This window comes from Kitasatospora sp. NPDC056783, from assembly GCF_042789895.1.
In the GTDB taxonomy this organism is placed as follows: Bacteria; Actinomycetota; Actinomycetes; order Streptomycetales; family Streptomycetaceae; genus Kitasatospora.
The window spans coordinates 1-13,604 of record NZ_JBHUAF010000230.1 but is presented as its reverse complement, the minus strand read 5'-3'; the positions used below and the strand labels follow the sequence as shown (position 1 = coordinate 13,604).

Annotated in this window: 14 protein-coding genes and 2 pseudogenes; 10 read left to right on the top strand and 6 right to left on the bottom strand. The window is 71.8% G+C overall.

What is annotated here, in order from left to right; genetic code table 11:
* The 3 genes and pseudogenes from ACFRMQ_RS27000 to ACFRMQ_RS26990 all read left to right on the top strand — a co-directional run.
* Nucleotides 1–551: pseudogene (locus ACFRMQ_RS27000) on the top strand (glycosyl hydrolase family 32); the annotation flags it as partial.
* A gap of 143 nt (nt 552–694) precedes the next feature.
* Nucleotides 695–1,456, top strand: coding sequence for a serine/threonine protein kinase (locus ACFRMQ_RS26995; protein ID WP_380733234.1), 762 nt, complete (start codon nt 695–697; stop codon nt 1,454–1,456).
* Between the two features lie 13 nt (nt 1,457–1,469).
* Nucleotides 1,470–2,870, top strand: coding sequence for a serine/threonine-protein kinase (locus ACFRMQ_RS26990; RefSeq protein ID WP_380733233.1), 1,401 nt, complete (start codon nt 1,470–1,472; stop codon nt 2,868–2,870).
* A gap of 118 nt (nt 2,871–2,988) precedes the next feature.
* Here the strand turns inward: ACFRMQ_RS26990 and ACFRMQ_RS26985 are convergent, their stop codons facing one another.
* The gene (locus ACFRMQ_RS26985; protein WP_380733231.1) at nt 2,989–3,399 is read right to left on the bottom strand and encodes a DUF6924 domain-containing protein; all 411 of its coding nucleotides are present in this window, start codon (nt 3,397–3,399) and stop codon (nt 2,989–2,991) included.
* A gap of 99 nt (nt 3,400–3,498) precedes the next feature.
* Between ACFRMQ_RS26985 and ACFRMQ_RS26980 the strand changes: the two are divergent.
* Nucleotides 3,499–3,774: pseudogene (locus tag ACFRMQ_RS26980) on the top strand (helix-turn-helix domain-containing protein); the annotation flags it as partial.
* Nucleotides 3,775–3,938: 164 nt separating this feature from the next.
* Here ACFRMQ_RS26980 and ACFRMQ_RS26975 read toward each other — a convergent pair.
* Nucleotides 3,939–4,139 carry a hypothetical protein gene (locus ACFRMQ_RS26975; protein WP_380733237.1) on the bottom strand — a complete coding sequence of 67 codons (201 nt, stop codon included), beginning with the start codon at nt 4,137–4,139 and terminating at the stop codon, nt 3,939–3,941.
* 174 nt (nt 4,140–4,313) lie between these two features.
* Between ACFRMQ_RS26975 and ACFRMQ_RS26970 the strand changes: the two genes are divergently transcribed.
* Nucleotides 4,314–5,141: a hypothetical protein gene (locus tag ACFRMQ_RS26970; RefSeq protein WP_380733230.1), complete on the top strand. Its 828-nt coding sequence runs from the start codon at nt 4,314–4,316 to the stop codon at nt 5,139–5,141.
* 394 nt (nt 5,142–5,535) lie between these two features.
* On the opposite strand, the gene ACFRMQ_RS26965 is transcribed toward ACFRMQ_RS26970, so the two are convergent.
* A complete protein-coding gene (locus ACFRMQ_RS26965; RefSeq protein WP_380733229.1) occupies nt 5,536–5,703 on the bottom strand; it encodes a hypothetical protein in 168 nt (55 codons plus the stop codon).
* A 132-nt stretch (nt 5,704–5,835) separates the two neighbouring features.
* Here ACFRMQ_RS26965 and ACFRMQ_RS26960 point away from each other — a divergent pair, with 132 nt between their 5' ends.
* Both ACFRMQ_RS26960 and ACFRMQ_RS26955 read left to right on the top strand, forming a co-directional pair.
* A complete protein-coding gene (locus tag ACFRMQ_RS26960; RefSeq protein ID WP_380733228.1) occupies nt 5,836–6,270 on the top strand; it encodes a hypothetical protein in 435 nt (144 codons plus the stop codon).
* 146 nt (nt 6,271–6,416) lie between these two features.
* Nucleotides 6,417–7,787: a bifunctional folylpolyglutamate synthase/dihydrofolate synthase gene (locus tag ACFRMQ_RS26955; protein ID WP_380733227.1), complete on the top strand. Its 1,371-nt coding sequence runs from the start codon at nt 6,417–6,419 to the stop codon at nt 7,785–7,787.
* 64 nt (nt 7,788–7,851) lie between these two features.
* Here ACFRMQ_RS26955 and ACFRMQ_RS26950 read toward each other — a convergent pair whose 3' ends face one another.
* Complete coding sequence (locus ACFRMQ_RS26950; RefSeq protein ID WP_380733226.1) at nt 7,852–8,862, bottom strand: hypothetical protein; 1,011 nt, start codon at nt 8,860–8,862, stop codon at nt 7,852–7,854.
* A gap of 628 nt (nt 8,863–9,490) precedes the next feature.
* On the opposite strand from ACFRMQ_RS26950, the gene ACFRMQ_RS26945 reads away from it, so the two are divergent.
* Nucleotides 9,491–10,141, top strand: coding sequence for a transcriptional regulator (locus ACFRMQ_RS26945; protein WP_380733225.1), 651 nt, complete (start codon nt 9,491–9,493; stop codon nt 10,139–10,141).
* Nucleotides 10,138–11,271: an aminotransferase class I/II-fold pyridoxal phosphate-dependent enzyme gene (locus tag ACFRMQ_RS26940; RefSeq protein ID WP_380733224.1), complete on the top strand. Its 1,134-nt coding sequence runs from the start codon at nt 10,138–10,140 to the stop codon at nt 11,269–11,271. Before ACFRMQ_RS26945 ends, ACFRMQ_RS26940 begins: the two co-directional genes overlap by 4 nt.
* Before the next feature lie 45 nt (nt 11,272–11,316).
* On the opposite strand, the gene ACFRMQ_RS26935 is transcribed toward ACFRMQ_RS26940, so the two are convergent.
* Entirely contained in the window at nt 11,317–12,495 is a 1,179-nt protein-coding gene (locus ACFRMQ_RS26935) for a GDSL-type esterase/lipase family protein (RefSeq protein WP_380733236.1), read from the bottom strand.
* 80 nt (nt 12,496–12,575) lie between these two features.
* On the bottom strand, nt 12,576–13,145 hold the full coding sequence (locus tag ACFRMQ_RS26930; protein WP_380733223.1) for a TetR/AcrR family transcriptional regulator: 570 nt from the start codon (nt 13,143–13,145) through the stop codon (nt 12,576–12,578).
* A gap of 401 nt (nt 13,146–13,546) precedes the next feature.
* Between ACFRMQ_RS26930 and ACFRMQ_RS26925 the strand changes: the two genes are divergently transcribed.
* On the top strand, nt 13,547–13,604 hold a 58-nt coding region (locus ACFRMQ_RS26925; RefSeq protein WP_380733235.1), incomplete at its 3' end, for a cold-shock protein.

The following is a 13,604-nucleotide window of genomic DNA, read 5'->3' as shown; positions in this document are numbered from 1 at the left end:
CGCACCGCTGGCAGACCTCGCCCGGCGGCGCCTGGTCCGCCTGGGAACGCTTCGGGACGCCCGCCGGCACCGCGCCACGGGTGGCCCGCGACGGCACCGGGAGGCTGAACGTCACCGCGATCGCCCCCTCCGGCACGGCCGCCTTCCACCGCCGTCAGTCGGTTCCCAGCGGGGGCTGGGACGCCTGGCAGCCGCTGCTGGGCTGGTCCACCGCCGCACCCCTGGCGATCGCCGGCCCGGACGGCCGACTGGAGGCCTTCACCCTCTCCCCCGGCGGCGAACGGCTCGCCCACCGCTGGCAGTCGGCGCCCGCCGGGGCCTGGTCACCGGCCGACACCTTCGGCGAGGACTTCGGCGAGCCGGGACTGGTGCTCGCCGCGCCGCCCTCCGCCGCCGCCGACCCCACCGGACGGCTGCACGTCTTCGCCGTGGCCGAGGACGGCCGGCCGCGCACCAGGGTCCAGGACCGGCCCGGTGGAGCCTGGCGGCCGTGGGCCGCCTTCGGTGACCGCCCGCTGGCACCGCTGCGTTCGGGGACGCCCATGCTCTGACCGAACGCCCGTACCCGCCTCTCCGGCCTTGTCAAGTAGCCTGCGGCATCCGGTTTATTGCCGTACGCGAAGAGGTACCGTTCGTCCGTCCGGCAACAAGCCGACGCGCGGAACGGGGGAGCGGTGAGGGAAACGGGGGAGCGGTGAGCGGGATCGTCGTCCACCTGCCGGAGGGGAACGGCCACGACACGGTGACGCTACGGCTCGGGCCGGGAGAGCGGGCGCGCTTCGGCCGCGGCTCCGCCCGCACCCCGGTGGAGCTGCGCCTCGGCGACGAGTCGGTCTCCCGCCTGGCCGGCGAGATCCACGCGACCGACGACCATTGGCAGTTGAGCAACCTCAGCAACACCCACGCCTACCTGGTGGAGAACCCGGAAGGCGCCGGCGAGTACCTGCGGGTGCCGCCGCGGCGGATCGGCGCGCCGATCCCCTTCGAGTTCTCCCGGGTGGTGCTGCCGTCCCGGCGGGAGACTCCGCTGTCCTTCCAGGTGTTCGCGCCCGACCACGTCTACCTGGACCCGGACGCCCTCGGCGGCTCCCGGGAGAGCCGCACCATGACGGCGTACTCGCTGGACGAGACCGCCACCTACTTCCTGGTCCTGGTCGCGCTCTGCGAGCCCTGGCTGCGCGACCGCTCCCTCGCCGCCGTGCCCACCACCCCGCAGGTGGTCGCGCGGCTGCAAGGCCACCCGGCGTGTGCCCGGCTCACCGCCCGCGCGGTCAGCTCGCACCTCGACTACCTCGCCGACGAGAAGCTCCGCATCGACCTGCCCGACGGCGACCGCGCGGACCGCCGCAGCGGCAAGCGCGAGGCCGTGGTGGGGCTCGCCCTGAAGTTCGGCATCGTCCGCGAGGAGCACCTCGCACTGTTGCCGGGCCCCGAACCCGGCCGGACCGGACGGTAGGAAGGGGCCGGCGATGCTGCGAGACGCGGCCTTTCCCGGGGACGGCGAGGAACTGCTGCCAGCCGGCCACCGGGTCGGCGAGTGGACGGTCACCGGGCCGATCGGCGAGGGCGGCTGGGCGACGGTCTACGCCGCCCGCCGGGCCGACGGCTCCGGCGGCCCGGACGACACCGTCGCCCTGAAAGTGCTGCCGACCGCCGGACTCGCCCCCCGCCAGGCCCGCCGGGTCGCCGAAGCCGCCCGCCGCGAGGCCGAGTTGGGCCGCACCGCCCCGCACCCCCGGCTGATCCGGCTGCTCGGCACCCTCGCCCTGGCCGCCCCCGACCAGCCCTCGCTCGACGGCGCGATCGTCCTGGTCATGGAACGGGCCCGGTGCACCCTGCGCGACCTGCTCGCCACCGGCACCGGCGTCGGCAGCGGCACCGGCACCGGCAGTGGCGTCGGCGAGGCCGAGGGCGCCCGGATCGTCACCGGGATCTGCGAGGGCCTGGCCCACCTGCACCGGTCCGGCTGGGTCCACACCGACCTCAAACCGGAGAACGTCCTGATCGGCGCGGACGGCGAGGTCCGGCTCTCCGACTTCGGCCTCGCCATCGAACTCACCGGCACCCACGGCCACAGCGCCCCGATGGGCACCCCCGACTACCTCCCGCCGGAACGCTGGCGGGAACCGCTCGGCGAGCACGGCGTCAAGGTCCGCACCACCGCCGACATCTGGGCCCTCGGCATCGTGATCCACGAGGTCTTCGCCGCCGGCGGCAGCCCCTTCCCCGGCGCCACCCCCACCGCCCGCAGCGCCGCCGCCCAGCAGTACGCCGAAGGCCGCTCCGCCCTGCGACTGGCCGCCACCGTCCCCCCGTTCTGGCGGGCCCTGGCCGCCGACTGCCTCGCCCCGACCCATGCCGCCCGCGCCCCGCACACCGCGGAGAGCCTGCTCGCCCGCATCCACGCCCACCGCTCCGGCCGGCGCCCGCGCCGCCCGTACCTCCGCGCCCGCTGGTACCTCCGCCCCCGGCCGCGCACCGCCCTGATCGCGCTGGCCTCCTGCGCCACGGCCGTCGTCACCGTCACCGCGCCGTGGCCGCACCCCGGGCCGTCCGGACAGCAGGCCCACGTGCGGGTCTTCAACGCCGAACGCGGCTGCCAGGAACGCACCGACCGCGACCCCCGGTGCAGCCTCGGCCTCGCCGTCGACCCGCTGCGCCCCTACACCGCCGACAACACCGTCCCCGTCCGGGTCTGGCACAACGACACCCTCGACGCCGACTGCGAACTCCCCACGGGCCTGCCCGTCATCAACGAGGAGGACGCCACCTCCACCCTCTGGTACCGCGTCCACCTCCCCGGCCCCACCACCGCCTGGCTCCCCGCCGTCCGCACCCGCGACCGCCCCGCCCTCCACCGCTGCCCCTGACCCCCACCCGGCTGGGGGCACCCGCCCCGTCGCGCCGAGGGGCCGCCGGGCCGCCCTGACCTTCCCGTCCCGCACCGTCCCACGGCGCCCCGGGTGGCCAACGATGGCGCTCTCCTGGTCAGAAGCCCCTGAACACCCCGTCCTCGTGGACGCCTTCGGCGTACGAGGCGAACTCCATGTTCGCGAGCGACAGGTTGTTCTCGATGCTCCACATCGACGTGGCGACGACCCGAATGGATCGCCCGGGTTCTTCCCACAGGTCCACGACGAGGAGCGGCAGCTCGGCCGAGCTCAGCGTCGCCGTGTCCGCCAGGACGAGGATCGGGTGCCGATAGCCGTCCGGCAGCAGGCTCCTCGCCTCATCGCGCGTCACACCCGCGAAGCGGGGATCGTCGAGAGGGGTGACCTCGGCCAGGAATCCGTCCTCGGTCGGGGTGGCCAGAGCCTCGCGCAGACGCTCCCACCAGGCGTTGTCGGAGAAGTCGGTCCGCACGACCAGCGTGCCCAATCCGCTTGGCAGTTCAGTCATTCTCCGACCTTAGTGCTCTGACCGGGAGCGTTCGCCGGGGTGGCGTCGGCGGGGCCTGAACCGGTTGGATGAGCGGACATCCAACGGGTTGGGGGCGGGGTGGCGGAGCCGGTCAAGGTCGGAAGGCTGACCGACCAGGAGGGCCAGCAGTTACTACGGATCGTCCGCCGGGGCAGTACCAACACGGTGCGCTACCGGCGGGCGATGATGCCGCTGGCATCGGCCGGCGGGAACCGGGTTCCGGTGATCGCTCAGCTCGTGCAGGCGGACGAGGACACGGCGCGGGACGTACTCCACCGCTTCAACGAGATCGGTCTGGCCTGCCTGGACCCTCGGAGCTCGCGGGTGGTCGGCCGGCCCAGGTTCGCCGAGCGCGGCTACAGCAGGCGCAGGACGATCCGGCCTCCGTGGAGGAGCGGCCCTCCAGAGCGCGATGAGCTGTCCTGGTGGCCGGCCGGGAACGTGGCCACCCATGGCCACCTGGGGCAAGGCGGTTCAGGAGCATCCGGGCCAGATCGTGGGCCAGGCCGGCGTTGTCGCTACTGGTCGATCCGATCCTCCCCAGAGGCCGGCCCTGCCAAGGGGTTCCTCGCCGCAACCGGGTGCTTCTTCGTCTTCTTCGTCTTCTTTCGGAGCTTCTGAGTGGCGAGGGTGACGCCTGCGGTGATGCCTGCGGTGATCAGGCCGGCCGGGATTTCCACGGCCAGGCCCTTCAGGATCTCGACCCAGATCTCGTACATCTGTACGCCCAACTCCTTCTGAATGGTGGGTGGATGACTCCATCTCCGCACACTGGAAGGATCGGCAGGGGGCAATTGCGGCACGTTGAGGAAAGCTGCGGCCGCCCTGAGTAAAAGACCAGGTCGGTAATGCATTGCAGGCCGGCGCAGTTGATCGCAGTGAGGGGAACTGAGGTGGACCCGGAGCGGGTGAGTACGGCTGATGAGTTGCGGCGTGCGCTGGCCGAGCTGATGGCCACCAAGAGCATGAGCTTCCGCCAGCTGGTGTCGGCGACCGGGATGCGGGACGTGACGGTTCGCAGCGCGGTGACGCCGGGGGCGGCGGGGTTCTTCCGGCAGGACACCGTTGAGGCTCTGGTGGAGGCACTTGGGGAGCCGGTGCCGCCGTGGACCGTGGCGTGGGAGCGGGCGGACCGGGACCAGCGAGGGAAGGCCGGACGTGCGCCGACCGTCGCCGAACTTCACTACCGACTGGAGGAGGTGACGGCCCAGCTGGGGGCGGTGCAACGCCGCCTTGACCAACTGGAGCACCGAGCGTCAGTGCCCCGGGCCAACCGGGAGCACCCCTCTTGGACGAGAAGTGCGGCTTTCGGCCGGTTGGCTGCCAGCCTTCCCAAGCCGGATTTCGGCAGTGTGGTGTGGGTACCCAGGCTTCCGGAGCCCTACGCCCCTTTGAGTTATGAACCACTTGTGCCCAGCTACTGGTCCGCAGAAGTAGATGAGCTGCTGGCCGCGATCGTTGATCTCATGCGGCCATTGAGCCTGCCGGATCTGATGGTCCGCCTTGCGAGTGTCAGGTTGGAGGTGGTCTCCGTCATGTCGGCCGAGGACTTGAAGGACAAGGACCACTCGGTCTACCCGTGTGAGACGGTCGACGCCTATCTCGCGACGGTACGTCAGCTCATCGCCGACTACTTCGAGTTGGTATACGCAATGGAGATCACGTCAGGTGGTGCCGGTCCGATCGTCCCTCAGGCCGGCGTAGACCGAACCGGGCCCTGACTCCAGTGTCACCAGAGTCGGCCTGGGCCTGGTCTTTCCATGGCGCCCCGCAGGTTACCGTGCTCGGCCGGCCCAGCGCCTTGGGCCAGCCGGGGACCCGCCGACATGGACGGCATTGTGGAGGTCTCGTTCCCGCCGGCCGATGCCAGCGGCATCATCGCCCGCCGGTAGCGCACCGTGTTGGTACTGCCTCGGCGGACGATCCGTTGTAACTGCTGGCTCTCCTGGTCGGTCAGCCTTCCGGCCTTGACCGGCTCCGCCACCCCGCCCCCAACCGGTTGGATGTCGGCTCATCCAACTGGTTCAGGCCCCGCCGCCGCCAACCCGGCGAACGTTCCCGGTCAGAGCACTGGTGCCAGGGCCCGTGCGCGGCGCTGCCGGCGCCGTGTCCGGCTCAGCGCTTCGCCGCGGCCTGAGCGGCCGGGGACCAGGGCGCGGCCCACAGGGGGACCACCTCGACGGTGGCGGTGCGGCCGAGGGCGGGGACCTCGGCGGTACGCCTGGCCGCGGTGGCCGGTCCGGTGGCCGTCGGGAAGGAGGTCATGCTCTTCACGGGAGTCATGTACGGCAACGTACCGGTGGGCACTGACAAGTGCCCGGGTGGGCGCCGGCGTTCGAGGCGCCCGTTCTCGTCTGCCGCGCGTTTGTCCTAGTTATTTGTGATCATCCCCTCCGAGCTGCCAGGGTATGCGGCATGAAGATCACCATCACGGTGGAGGACCCGACCCCCGAGGCCCTCGAGAAGCTGCTCGCCCTTGCCGCCATGCCCGCCGTCGTCGTCACCGCTGTACCCGACGACCACTGGACCCCGGAGCGCGCCCGCTCGTACTACGACCGCCTGCCGCCCCGCGCCCAGCAGATCCTGCTCCAGGTCGTGGAGGGCCGGGGAGAGTGCTCCGCCGAGGAGTTGAAGGCCGACGGCCGCAGCCTGCGCGGCTCCACCGGCGCCTTCCGCCGGGTGCTGACCGAGGGCAAGCGCACCGGCCTGTGGCCGGACGCCCTGCCCGTGCCGCTGGTCTCCCACATCGTCAGCGGACAGCTCAAGAAGCTGGAGATGCCGGGGTACGGCACCGAGCACTACCTGTACCCGGCCTTCGAGGACGGGCTGCACGATCTGCTGGCCCGGTGACCCCACCGGGCGACCCGTCGCAAGCCCTCCTCCGCCGGGAAGCCTCTCCCCGCGCTGCGCCCTTCGGAGACCTCGGGGACGCGACGGATGCGGAGCCCGTCACTCCGGGTTTCCGGGGCGTCGCGTTCGGTGGCATGATCCGGCGCGTGGACTACCAACGCTGCGTGGACATCCTCTCCAGGATTCACGAGAACCCCCACCGGCTTCCCCGGCCGACCCGGCAGGCGAACGTCGCCAAACTGCTGGAGGCGCTGGGCCGCCCCCAGCGGGATCTGCGCGGGATGCTCGTCGTCGGCACGAACGGCAAGGGATCGACCTGCGCGTACGCGGTGTCGGCGGTGGCCGCCGCCGGTGCGCGGGTCGGCAGCATGCCCAGCCCGCACCTTCAGGAACCCAGGGAACGGATCCGGATCGACGGAGTCCCCGTCACCCGCGCCGAGTACACGGCCGCGTTCGCCGAGGTCTGGCAGGCCGTCGAGCGGCACGAACTGCCCGTCCTGTCCCAGGGAATCTTCACGGCCACCGCCGCCGTGCACTTCCGGCGGGCGGGCATCGACCTGGCCGTGGCCGAGGCGAGCATCGGCGGGAGCAGGGCCGCCGCCGCCGAACTGGGCCTGGACGTGAAGGTCCTCACCGGCGTGGGGCTCGACCACACCCGGCTGCTCGGCGGTTCCCTGGCCGAGATCACCCGGGCCAAGATCGCGGGCGCGCGGGACGGGGACCACGTGGTGCTCGGGCGGCTGGCCCCCGAAGCGGCCGACAGCGCGGAACTGGTCCTCAAGGAGCGGACGGGACTGTCCGTGTGGCGCGTGGACCACGAGATCCACTACACCGCCCGCACCGTCCGCCCCGCCCGATCCGCCGGCCGCGACGGCGACCACGCCCCGGTGACCCTGCTGGACGTCACGACCCCGCACGCCGTCCACCGCGACCTCCCCTGCCCACTGCCCGGCACGCACCAGCACCACAACCTCGCCGTCGCCATCGCCGCCGTGGACGCGATGGTCGAACGCGGTCACATCCGCGAACCCGACGGCGAACAGCTCCGCACGCGCCTGGCGGCCACCCGCTGGCCCGGCCGCCTCGAACTCGTCCCGAACGCCCGGCTCGATGACTGGACGGGCCGCGTCCTCCTGGAAGGCGCCACCAACCCGCAGGGCGCCGAGACCGTCGCACCGGAGATCCTGCGCCACGCCCGCGCCGGCGGCCACCCGCGCCCGCCCGTGCTGGTCTTCGCCGCGATGAGGGGCAAGGACGTGTCCGACATGCTCGCCCCTCTCCCCGCCGACTGGCCGCTCGTCCTCACCCGCACCGACTCGCACCAGGCCGCGGACCCGGCCATCCTGCACGACGAGCTCTCCCCGAGCCGTCAGGGTCCCTGTCTGACCGCCGAGGACGCCCCGTCGGCGCTGCGCCGCGCTGCCGGACTCGCCGGCCCCGGCGGTCTGGTCGTGGTCTTCGGCTCGCTGCGCCTCGTCGGCGAGGCCCGCACGGCGCTCGCCCTGCCGCCCGCGTGAGACCTGGGGGACGACCGCCGTCCCGGACCCGGACCCGGACCCGGAGCGGGTGCCTGGGGCTGTGTCACGAACCGTCCGGGGCCGCGACGAAGGTGTAAGCGCCCATTTCGAGGAACAGGAAGTCCGTGAGCCCGGGCACGCCGGTGAGGGGAACGGCGAGTCGCCGTTCGAGCGCGACGGGGTTGTTGTTCACCACCTTGTAGGCCCGCAGCACGATCCGGGCGTCACACGGGAGCGGCTGGTCGAACCGGATCGTGACCGTGACCGTGCCGGAGTAGTTGGCGGGCAGGGTGACCGCGCGCGAGTACCCCTCGTCGGTGCCGGGCGAGTAGACCGGCGCGGTCACGCTGAACGGGGCCTGCTGGTCGGTGTTGGAGAAGGTCGCGGTGCCGTCGGGCAGGTCGACGCCGGAGATCCCGAAGACGATCCGCTCCGGGGTGTTGTCGAGGTTGGCGATGGCCAGGCTGGAGAGGACGTAGCTGGTTCGCCGGCACGGGATCACGTCGATGTTGCGCCAGCCGACGTTGGGGTTGTACCGGACCCAGTTCAGGTAGTCGGCGAGCGAGCCGAAGACGGGCAGCGTCGCGGACATGGGGTGGGCGGGGGTGTCGACGGTGGTGATCGTGCAGTAGTGGCCCGGCGGGTTCTGGCTCGGCCAGAGGAAGGCGGTCCGGCTGAGGCAGATCCGCCCGGGAGGGATCTCCCGGCCGCCGCCGCGGACGGTGAACGGCACGACGGTGCCGCCGGCCTCGGCGGTGAGCGGGGTCCACGCCCGCGGGTCCAGGAGCAGTCCGCCGGGGGCGTAGTAGAGCCTGACGTTGCCGGAGCTGGGACAGCCGGTCCTGAGGTTCTTCCCCCGGACGTAGATGCGGTTGAGCTGCCCCTGCACGATGGGGTGGCTGATCCCGAGGTCGGGGCCGTTGTAGCTGGACTCCGCGAGGTCGAAGCCGAGGATGTCGCTGCCGAAGGGGATGATGTCCGGGGACTCCCAGACGGGGTCGGAGGTGGGGGTCTGCCCCATGTCCTGGAAGTTGTCCCGGACCAGGATGTCATTCCAGCTGGCGGCGGTGTTCACGAGGGGTTCCTCCCGAGTGGGTGCTGTTCGCCGGACGGCAGGCAGGTTCGTGTACGTCGCGTTCGGATTTCGCGATCCGCCGGCCCTTCGGCTTTCGGAGCGGCGTCCGGGCGCTGAGGCGCGTGTTCTTCGGCGGCGATTCGCCGGGTGCGGATCTTCGGGCCGGCGTCGGCGTCGGCGCGTCGGCGTCCGCGCCGACGGGTGGCGGTTCCGTGGTCGTCAGGAACGGTGGGATTCCCCGGAGAAGGTGTTCGTGGGGAGGCGGCTCGATACAGGAAATGTATCGAGCCCGAACCTCTTTCCCTATAGGCCGGACGAGTGAACGCGCGGCGTGCGCCTCTCGCCTGTCTCGTGATCACCCATGGTTGATTCGAGGAGTATCGGCAGTTTCATGCCACATGCGGTACGCGTACCAATGAGTTCATGGCGGCCGATATCGGGAACAATTCGGTTCTCGAATCCCGTGCGTGATCGACCGGCAGCGCCGACGCATGCGGGCGCGTCGTTTCACTCCGGGGGAGTGCCCTCGGGTCCAGGGGTAAAGCTCAAGTCTAGGGTGAGCCTTGGCGTCGTGGAGCGCCGAGGAAGGCCTGGACTGTCAGTCCGATCTGGACTTATAGTCCAGGGCGTGGAGAACGCCGAAGAGAGCACAGACCCCCGGGTCCGGATGTGGGCGCCCGTGGGCCAGGCCGTCGCGCTGCTGCTCGGCCCGTACGCCGAGGTGGTGCTGCACGACCCGGACACCGACCGGATCCTCGCGATCTGGAACCCGATGGGGTCCCGCGCCCCGGGGGATCCTTCGCTGCTGGGCGAGCTGGACGAGCTGGATCCGTCGGCGCGGGACGTGTTCGGGCCGTACGAGAAGCTGCTCGGGGACGGCCGGCGGCTGTCCTCGGTGAGCGCCGTGCTGCGCGGGCCGGACGGGAAGGCCACGGCGGTGCTGTGCGTGAACCTCGACCGCACGCCGCTGGAGCGGGCGGCCGCCGTGCTGTCCGCGTTCGGCGCCCCGACGGCGCCCCGGCCGGAGCCGCTGTTCGAGCAGGACTGGAACGAGCGCGTCCAGCACATCGTCGGCGCGTACGTGCGCGAGTGCGGCCGCCCCGTCGAGCGGCTGACCCGCGCGGACCGCCTGGCCGTCCTCGCCCGCCTGGACGAGGCCAAGGTCTTCGCGGTGCGCCGCGCCACCCCCGTCGTCGCCGCCGCGCTGGGGGTCTCCCGTTCCACCCTCTACGCGCTGCTGGGCGAACTCCGAGCCCCGAGGAAGGACCGCACGCCATGACCCGCCTGCCCGACTTCCGTCTGGAAACCCACTTCTCCCGGTGGGAGTTCACCGCGCGCCACCACCTGACCGCCTCCGACGTCCAGACCATGACCCTGCGCGAGCTGCTCGCCCTGGCCGACGACGAGGACCGCGCCGCCTTCGAGAACCTGCCGCTGGGCTACACCGAGACCTACGGTGACCCGGCCCTGCGCGAGGTGATCGCCGGGATGTACGAGCGGGCGGACGCGGCCGACGTACTCTGCTTCGCCGGCGCCGAGGAGGCCCTCTACCTGGCGATGAACGTGCTGCTGGACGCGGGCGACCACGCGGTGGTGGTGACCCCGAACTACCAGGCGGCCGAGACCGTGCCGCTCGCCCTGTGCGAGGTCACCGGCGTCGCCCTCGACCCCGACCGGGACTGGGCCCTGGACCTCGACGCGGTGAAGGCGGCGATCCGCCCGAACACCCGGGTCGTCTCGGTGAACTTCCCGAACAACCCCACCGGCAAGGTCATCGGCGCCGCCGACTTCACCGAGCTGGCGCGGCTGTGCGACGAACGCGGCATCCACCTGTTCAGCGACGAGGTCTACCGCGGCCTGGAGCGCGACGCGGCCCGCATCCTGCCGCAGGCCGCCGACCTGTCCGAGCGCGCCCTGTCGCTGAACGTCACCTCCAAGTCGCTCGGCCTGTCCGGCCTGCGGATCGGCTGGATCGTCTGCCGCGACCGCGAGCTGCTGTCGCGTCTGGAGCGGGCCAAGCACTACACCTCCATCTGCAACTCCGCGCCCAGCGAGGTCCTGGCCCGCATCGCGCTCAAGGCCCGCGCCACGATCCTGGAGCGCAACCGGGCGCTCATCGCCCGCAACCTGCCGCTCTTCGACGCCTTCTTCGCCGAGTTCGCCGACCTCTTCGCGTGGCGGGCCCCGGACGGCGGCTGCGTCGCCTATCCCCGCTTCCTCGGCTCCGAGGGCGTGGAGGAGTTCTGCACCCGGCTGGTCGAGGAGGCCGGCGTCCTGCTGCTGCCCGCCGGCATCTACCGCTCCGAGCTCACCCCCACCCCCACCGACCGCTTCCGCATCGGCGTCGGGCGCGCCGACCCGGAAGCGGGGCTGGCCGCGTTCGCCGGGTGGCTGCGCGAGAAGCGGTGACCCCGCCGGTCGACGGCATCGCACCGGCCTTCGGCAGCGCCGCGGTCAGCCGGCGGCGACGGTGAAGGGCCCGTCGTTCGCGAAGACGATCTCGGCGAAGTTCTCGCCGATGCGGCGGTGGCCCTCCGGGCCGGGGTGGACCCCGTCCGGCAGGGGGAACTCGTCGTGGTCGCTCTCGCCGTAGAGGTCGAGTCCGTCGAGGTAGTGGAGGTTCGGGTCCTCGGTGGACCGCTGCTCGACGATGCCGGCGAGGACGTCCCGGACGATCGTGAGCGTCAGCCGTCCCGTGGCGGTCTCGGCCGGATCACCGGTGGCCTTGAACGTCAGGGTGCCCTCGGAGAAGTCCGGCATGAGGGGGCCGGGAGTGTCCTCGTGGGTCGGGCACAGCACGGGGGAGACCAGGAGCAGCGGGGTGGTGGGGTGGCCCTCGCGGATGGTGTCGAGGAAACCGTGGACGGCCGGGGCGAAGGCCCGCAGGCGCATGGCGTCGCTGTTGACCACGTTGAGGCCGAGCTTGACGCTGATGAGGTCGGCCGGGGTGTCGCGGATCGCGCGGGCGGTGAACGGATCGACCAGCGCGCTGCCGCCGAATCCGAGGTTGATCAGTTCCACCTCGCCCGCGGAGGCGGCCAGGGCGGGCCAGATGGTGCTGGGGAAGACGGTGTTGGAGCCGTGGCTGATGGAGCTGCCGTGGTGCAGCCACACCCGGCGCCCGCTCCTTGGGGCCGGTTCGACGGGGGCGTCGGTGCGCAGGGCGATGACCTCGGTGATCTCCGCGTGCGGGAGCCAGATCTCGATGTACTTCTCGCCGGCGGGCAGGCCGGTGAAGCGGGCGGTGCCGGCGGGCCCAGGGGTGAATTCCGCGGTCTCGGTCCGCAGGTCGGTGACGGTGCGCAGGTTTCCGCCGTCCACGGTGGCCTGGGCGGTGAGGCGGCCGTCGACCAGGAGGTCGTAGACGCCGTCCGGCGGGGGCGGGAAGCCCGCGTAGACGCGCTTGGTGGGCAGGGTGTCGAGGTCGATGCCGGTGGCGCTGGTGCGGAAGACCAGCCGGACACCGGAGGGCTGGGCCTCGGCCACGGCGAGCCGGTCGTCGGGGATCTGCCGGCGTGCCCGGGCGGGCAGCCGGTGCGGCAGCAGGCCGTGGGCGGTCTCCTCCACATCGAGGTGACCACGCAGGAAGTCCGCGGTGACGGGGGTGGTGATCGGGTTCTGCTCGCTGCTCATCGCTTCGGTGCTCATCGCTCCGGGCCTTCTGGTTCGAGGGGGTGGCGGGTCGGGCGGCTGCCGTGGGTGGCGCCGCCCGGTCAGGGGGCGGACCGGCTCCGCAACGCGGCGTCGAGGCTGTCCAGGGTCCACTCCCAGGACTGCTGCGCGGCGACGTCCGTGTGGTCGAAAGCGCCGGCCGCCTCCAGGGACGCGTAGCCGTGGAAGATGCTGCCCAGCATGCGGACCGCGTGCGTCTGGTCCGGCTCGCCCAGGTCGTAACCGCGAAGGATCGCCCGCGTCATCTGCGCGTGCCGCACCCCCGCGCTGGCCGCGGCGGTCTGCGGGTCGAGCCGGTACCGGGCGGCCTCGTACCGGCCGGGGTGCGCCCGGGCGTAGTCCCGGTAGGCGTTCGCGAAGGCCGCGAGGGCGTCCTTGCCCGCCCGCCCGGCGACGGCGTCGGCGACCCGGTCGGCGAGCTCCGCCAGTGCGAATAGGGCGATCCGGGTCTTGAGCTCGTGGGAGTTCTTGACGTGCGCGTACAGGCTCGCCGGCTTCACGTCGAAACGCCGGGCGAGCGCCGACAGGGTCACCTGGTCGAAACCGGCCTCGTCGGCGAGTTCCGCCCCGGCGAGCGTCAGCCGTTCCGGGTTCAGTCCTGCCCGAACCACAGCCATCACCTTCTCTCACTGTTCCTACGGGTACTCTAGATCTACCTACAGACTATAGGCAAAGGGCGTGGCTCTTGAGGTCCGGTGTCGTGGTCGCCGAGCCGGCGTGGCGCGGGGTCGTGGACGCGATGGGCGAGTCTCACGCCCCGGCCGGACCGAAGCGATCGCCCTCGCGGCGGGGCTCGCGCGGATTCGGGGGAGGTGGGTCCTGCCGTGGAGGGCCGTGGCCTGCTACAGTCGGTCTCAGTTGCAGTAAGTGGTTCCCATGAACTTTGTGTGCGCCTGCTGATGTATTGCAGGCGCATTTTTTGTTCCCCGGCTCGTCCGGGGTGGGCGCTCCATACGGTGACTCGAGGCCCGCGCCGTGCGTGCTTCGGACAGTCCCTTGAAGGAGATTTTTAATGGCTAATGGCACTGTGAAGTGGTTCAACTCGGAGAAGGGCTTCGGCTTCATCGAGC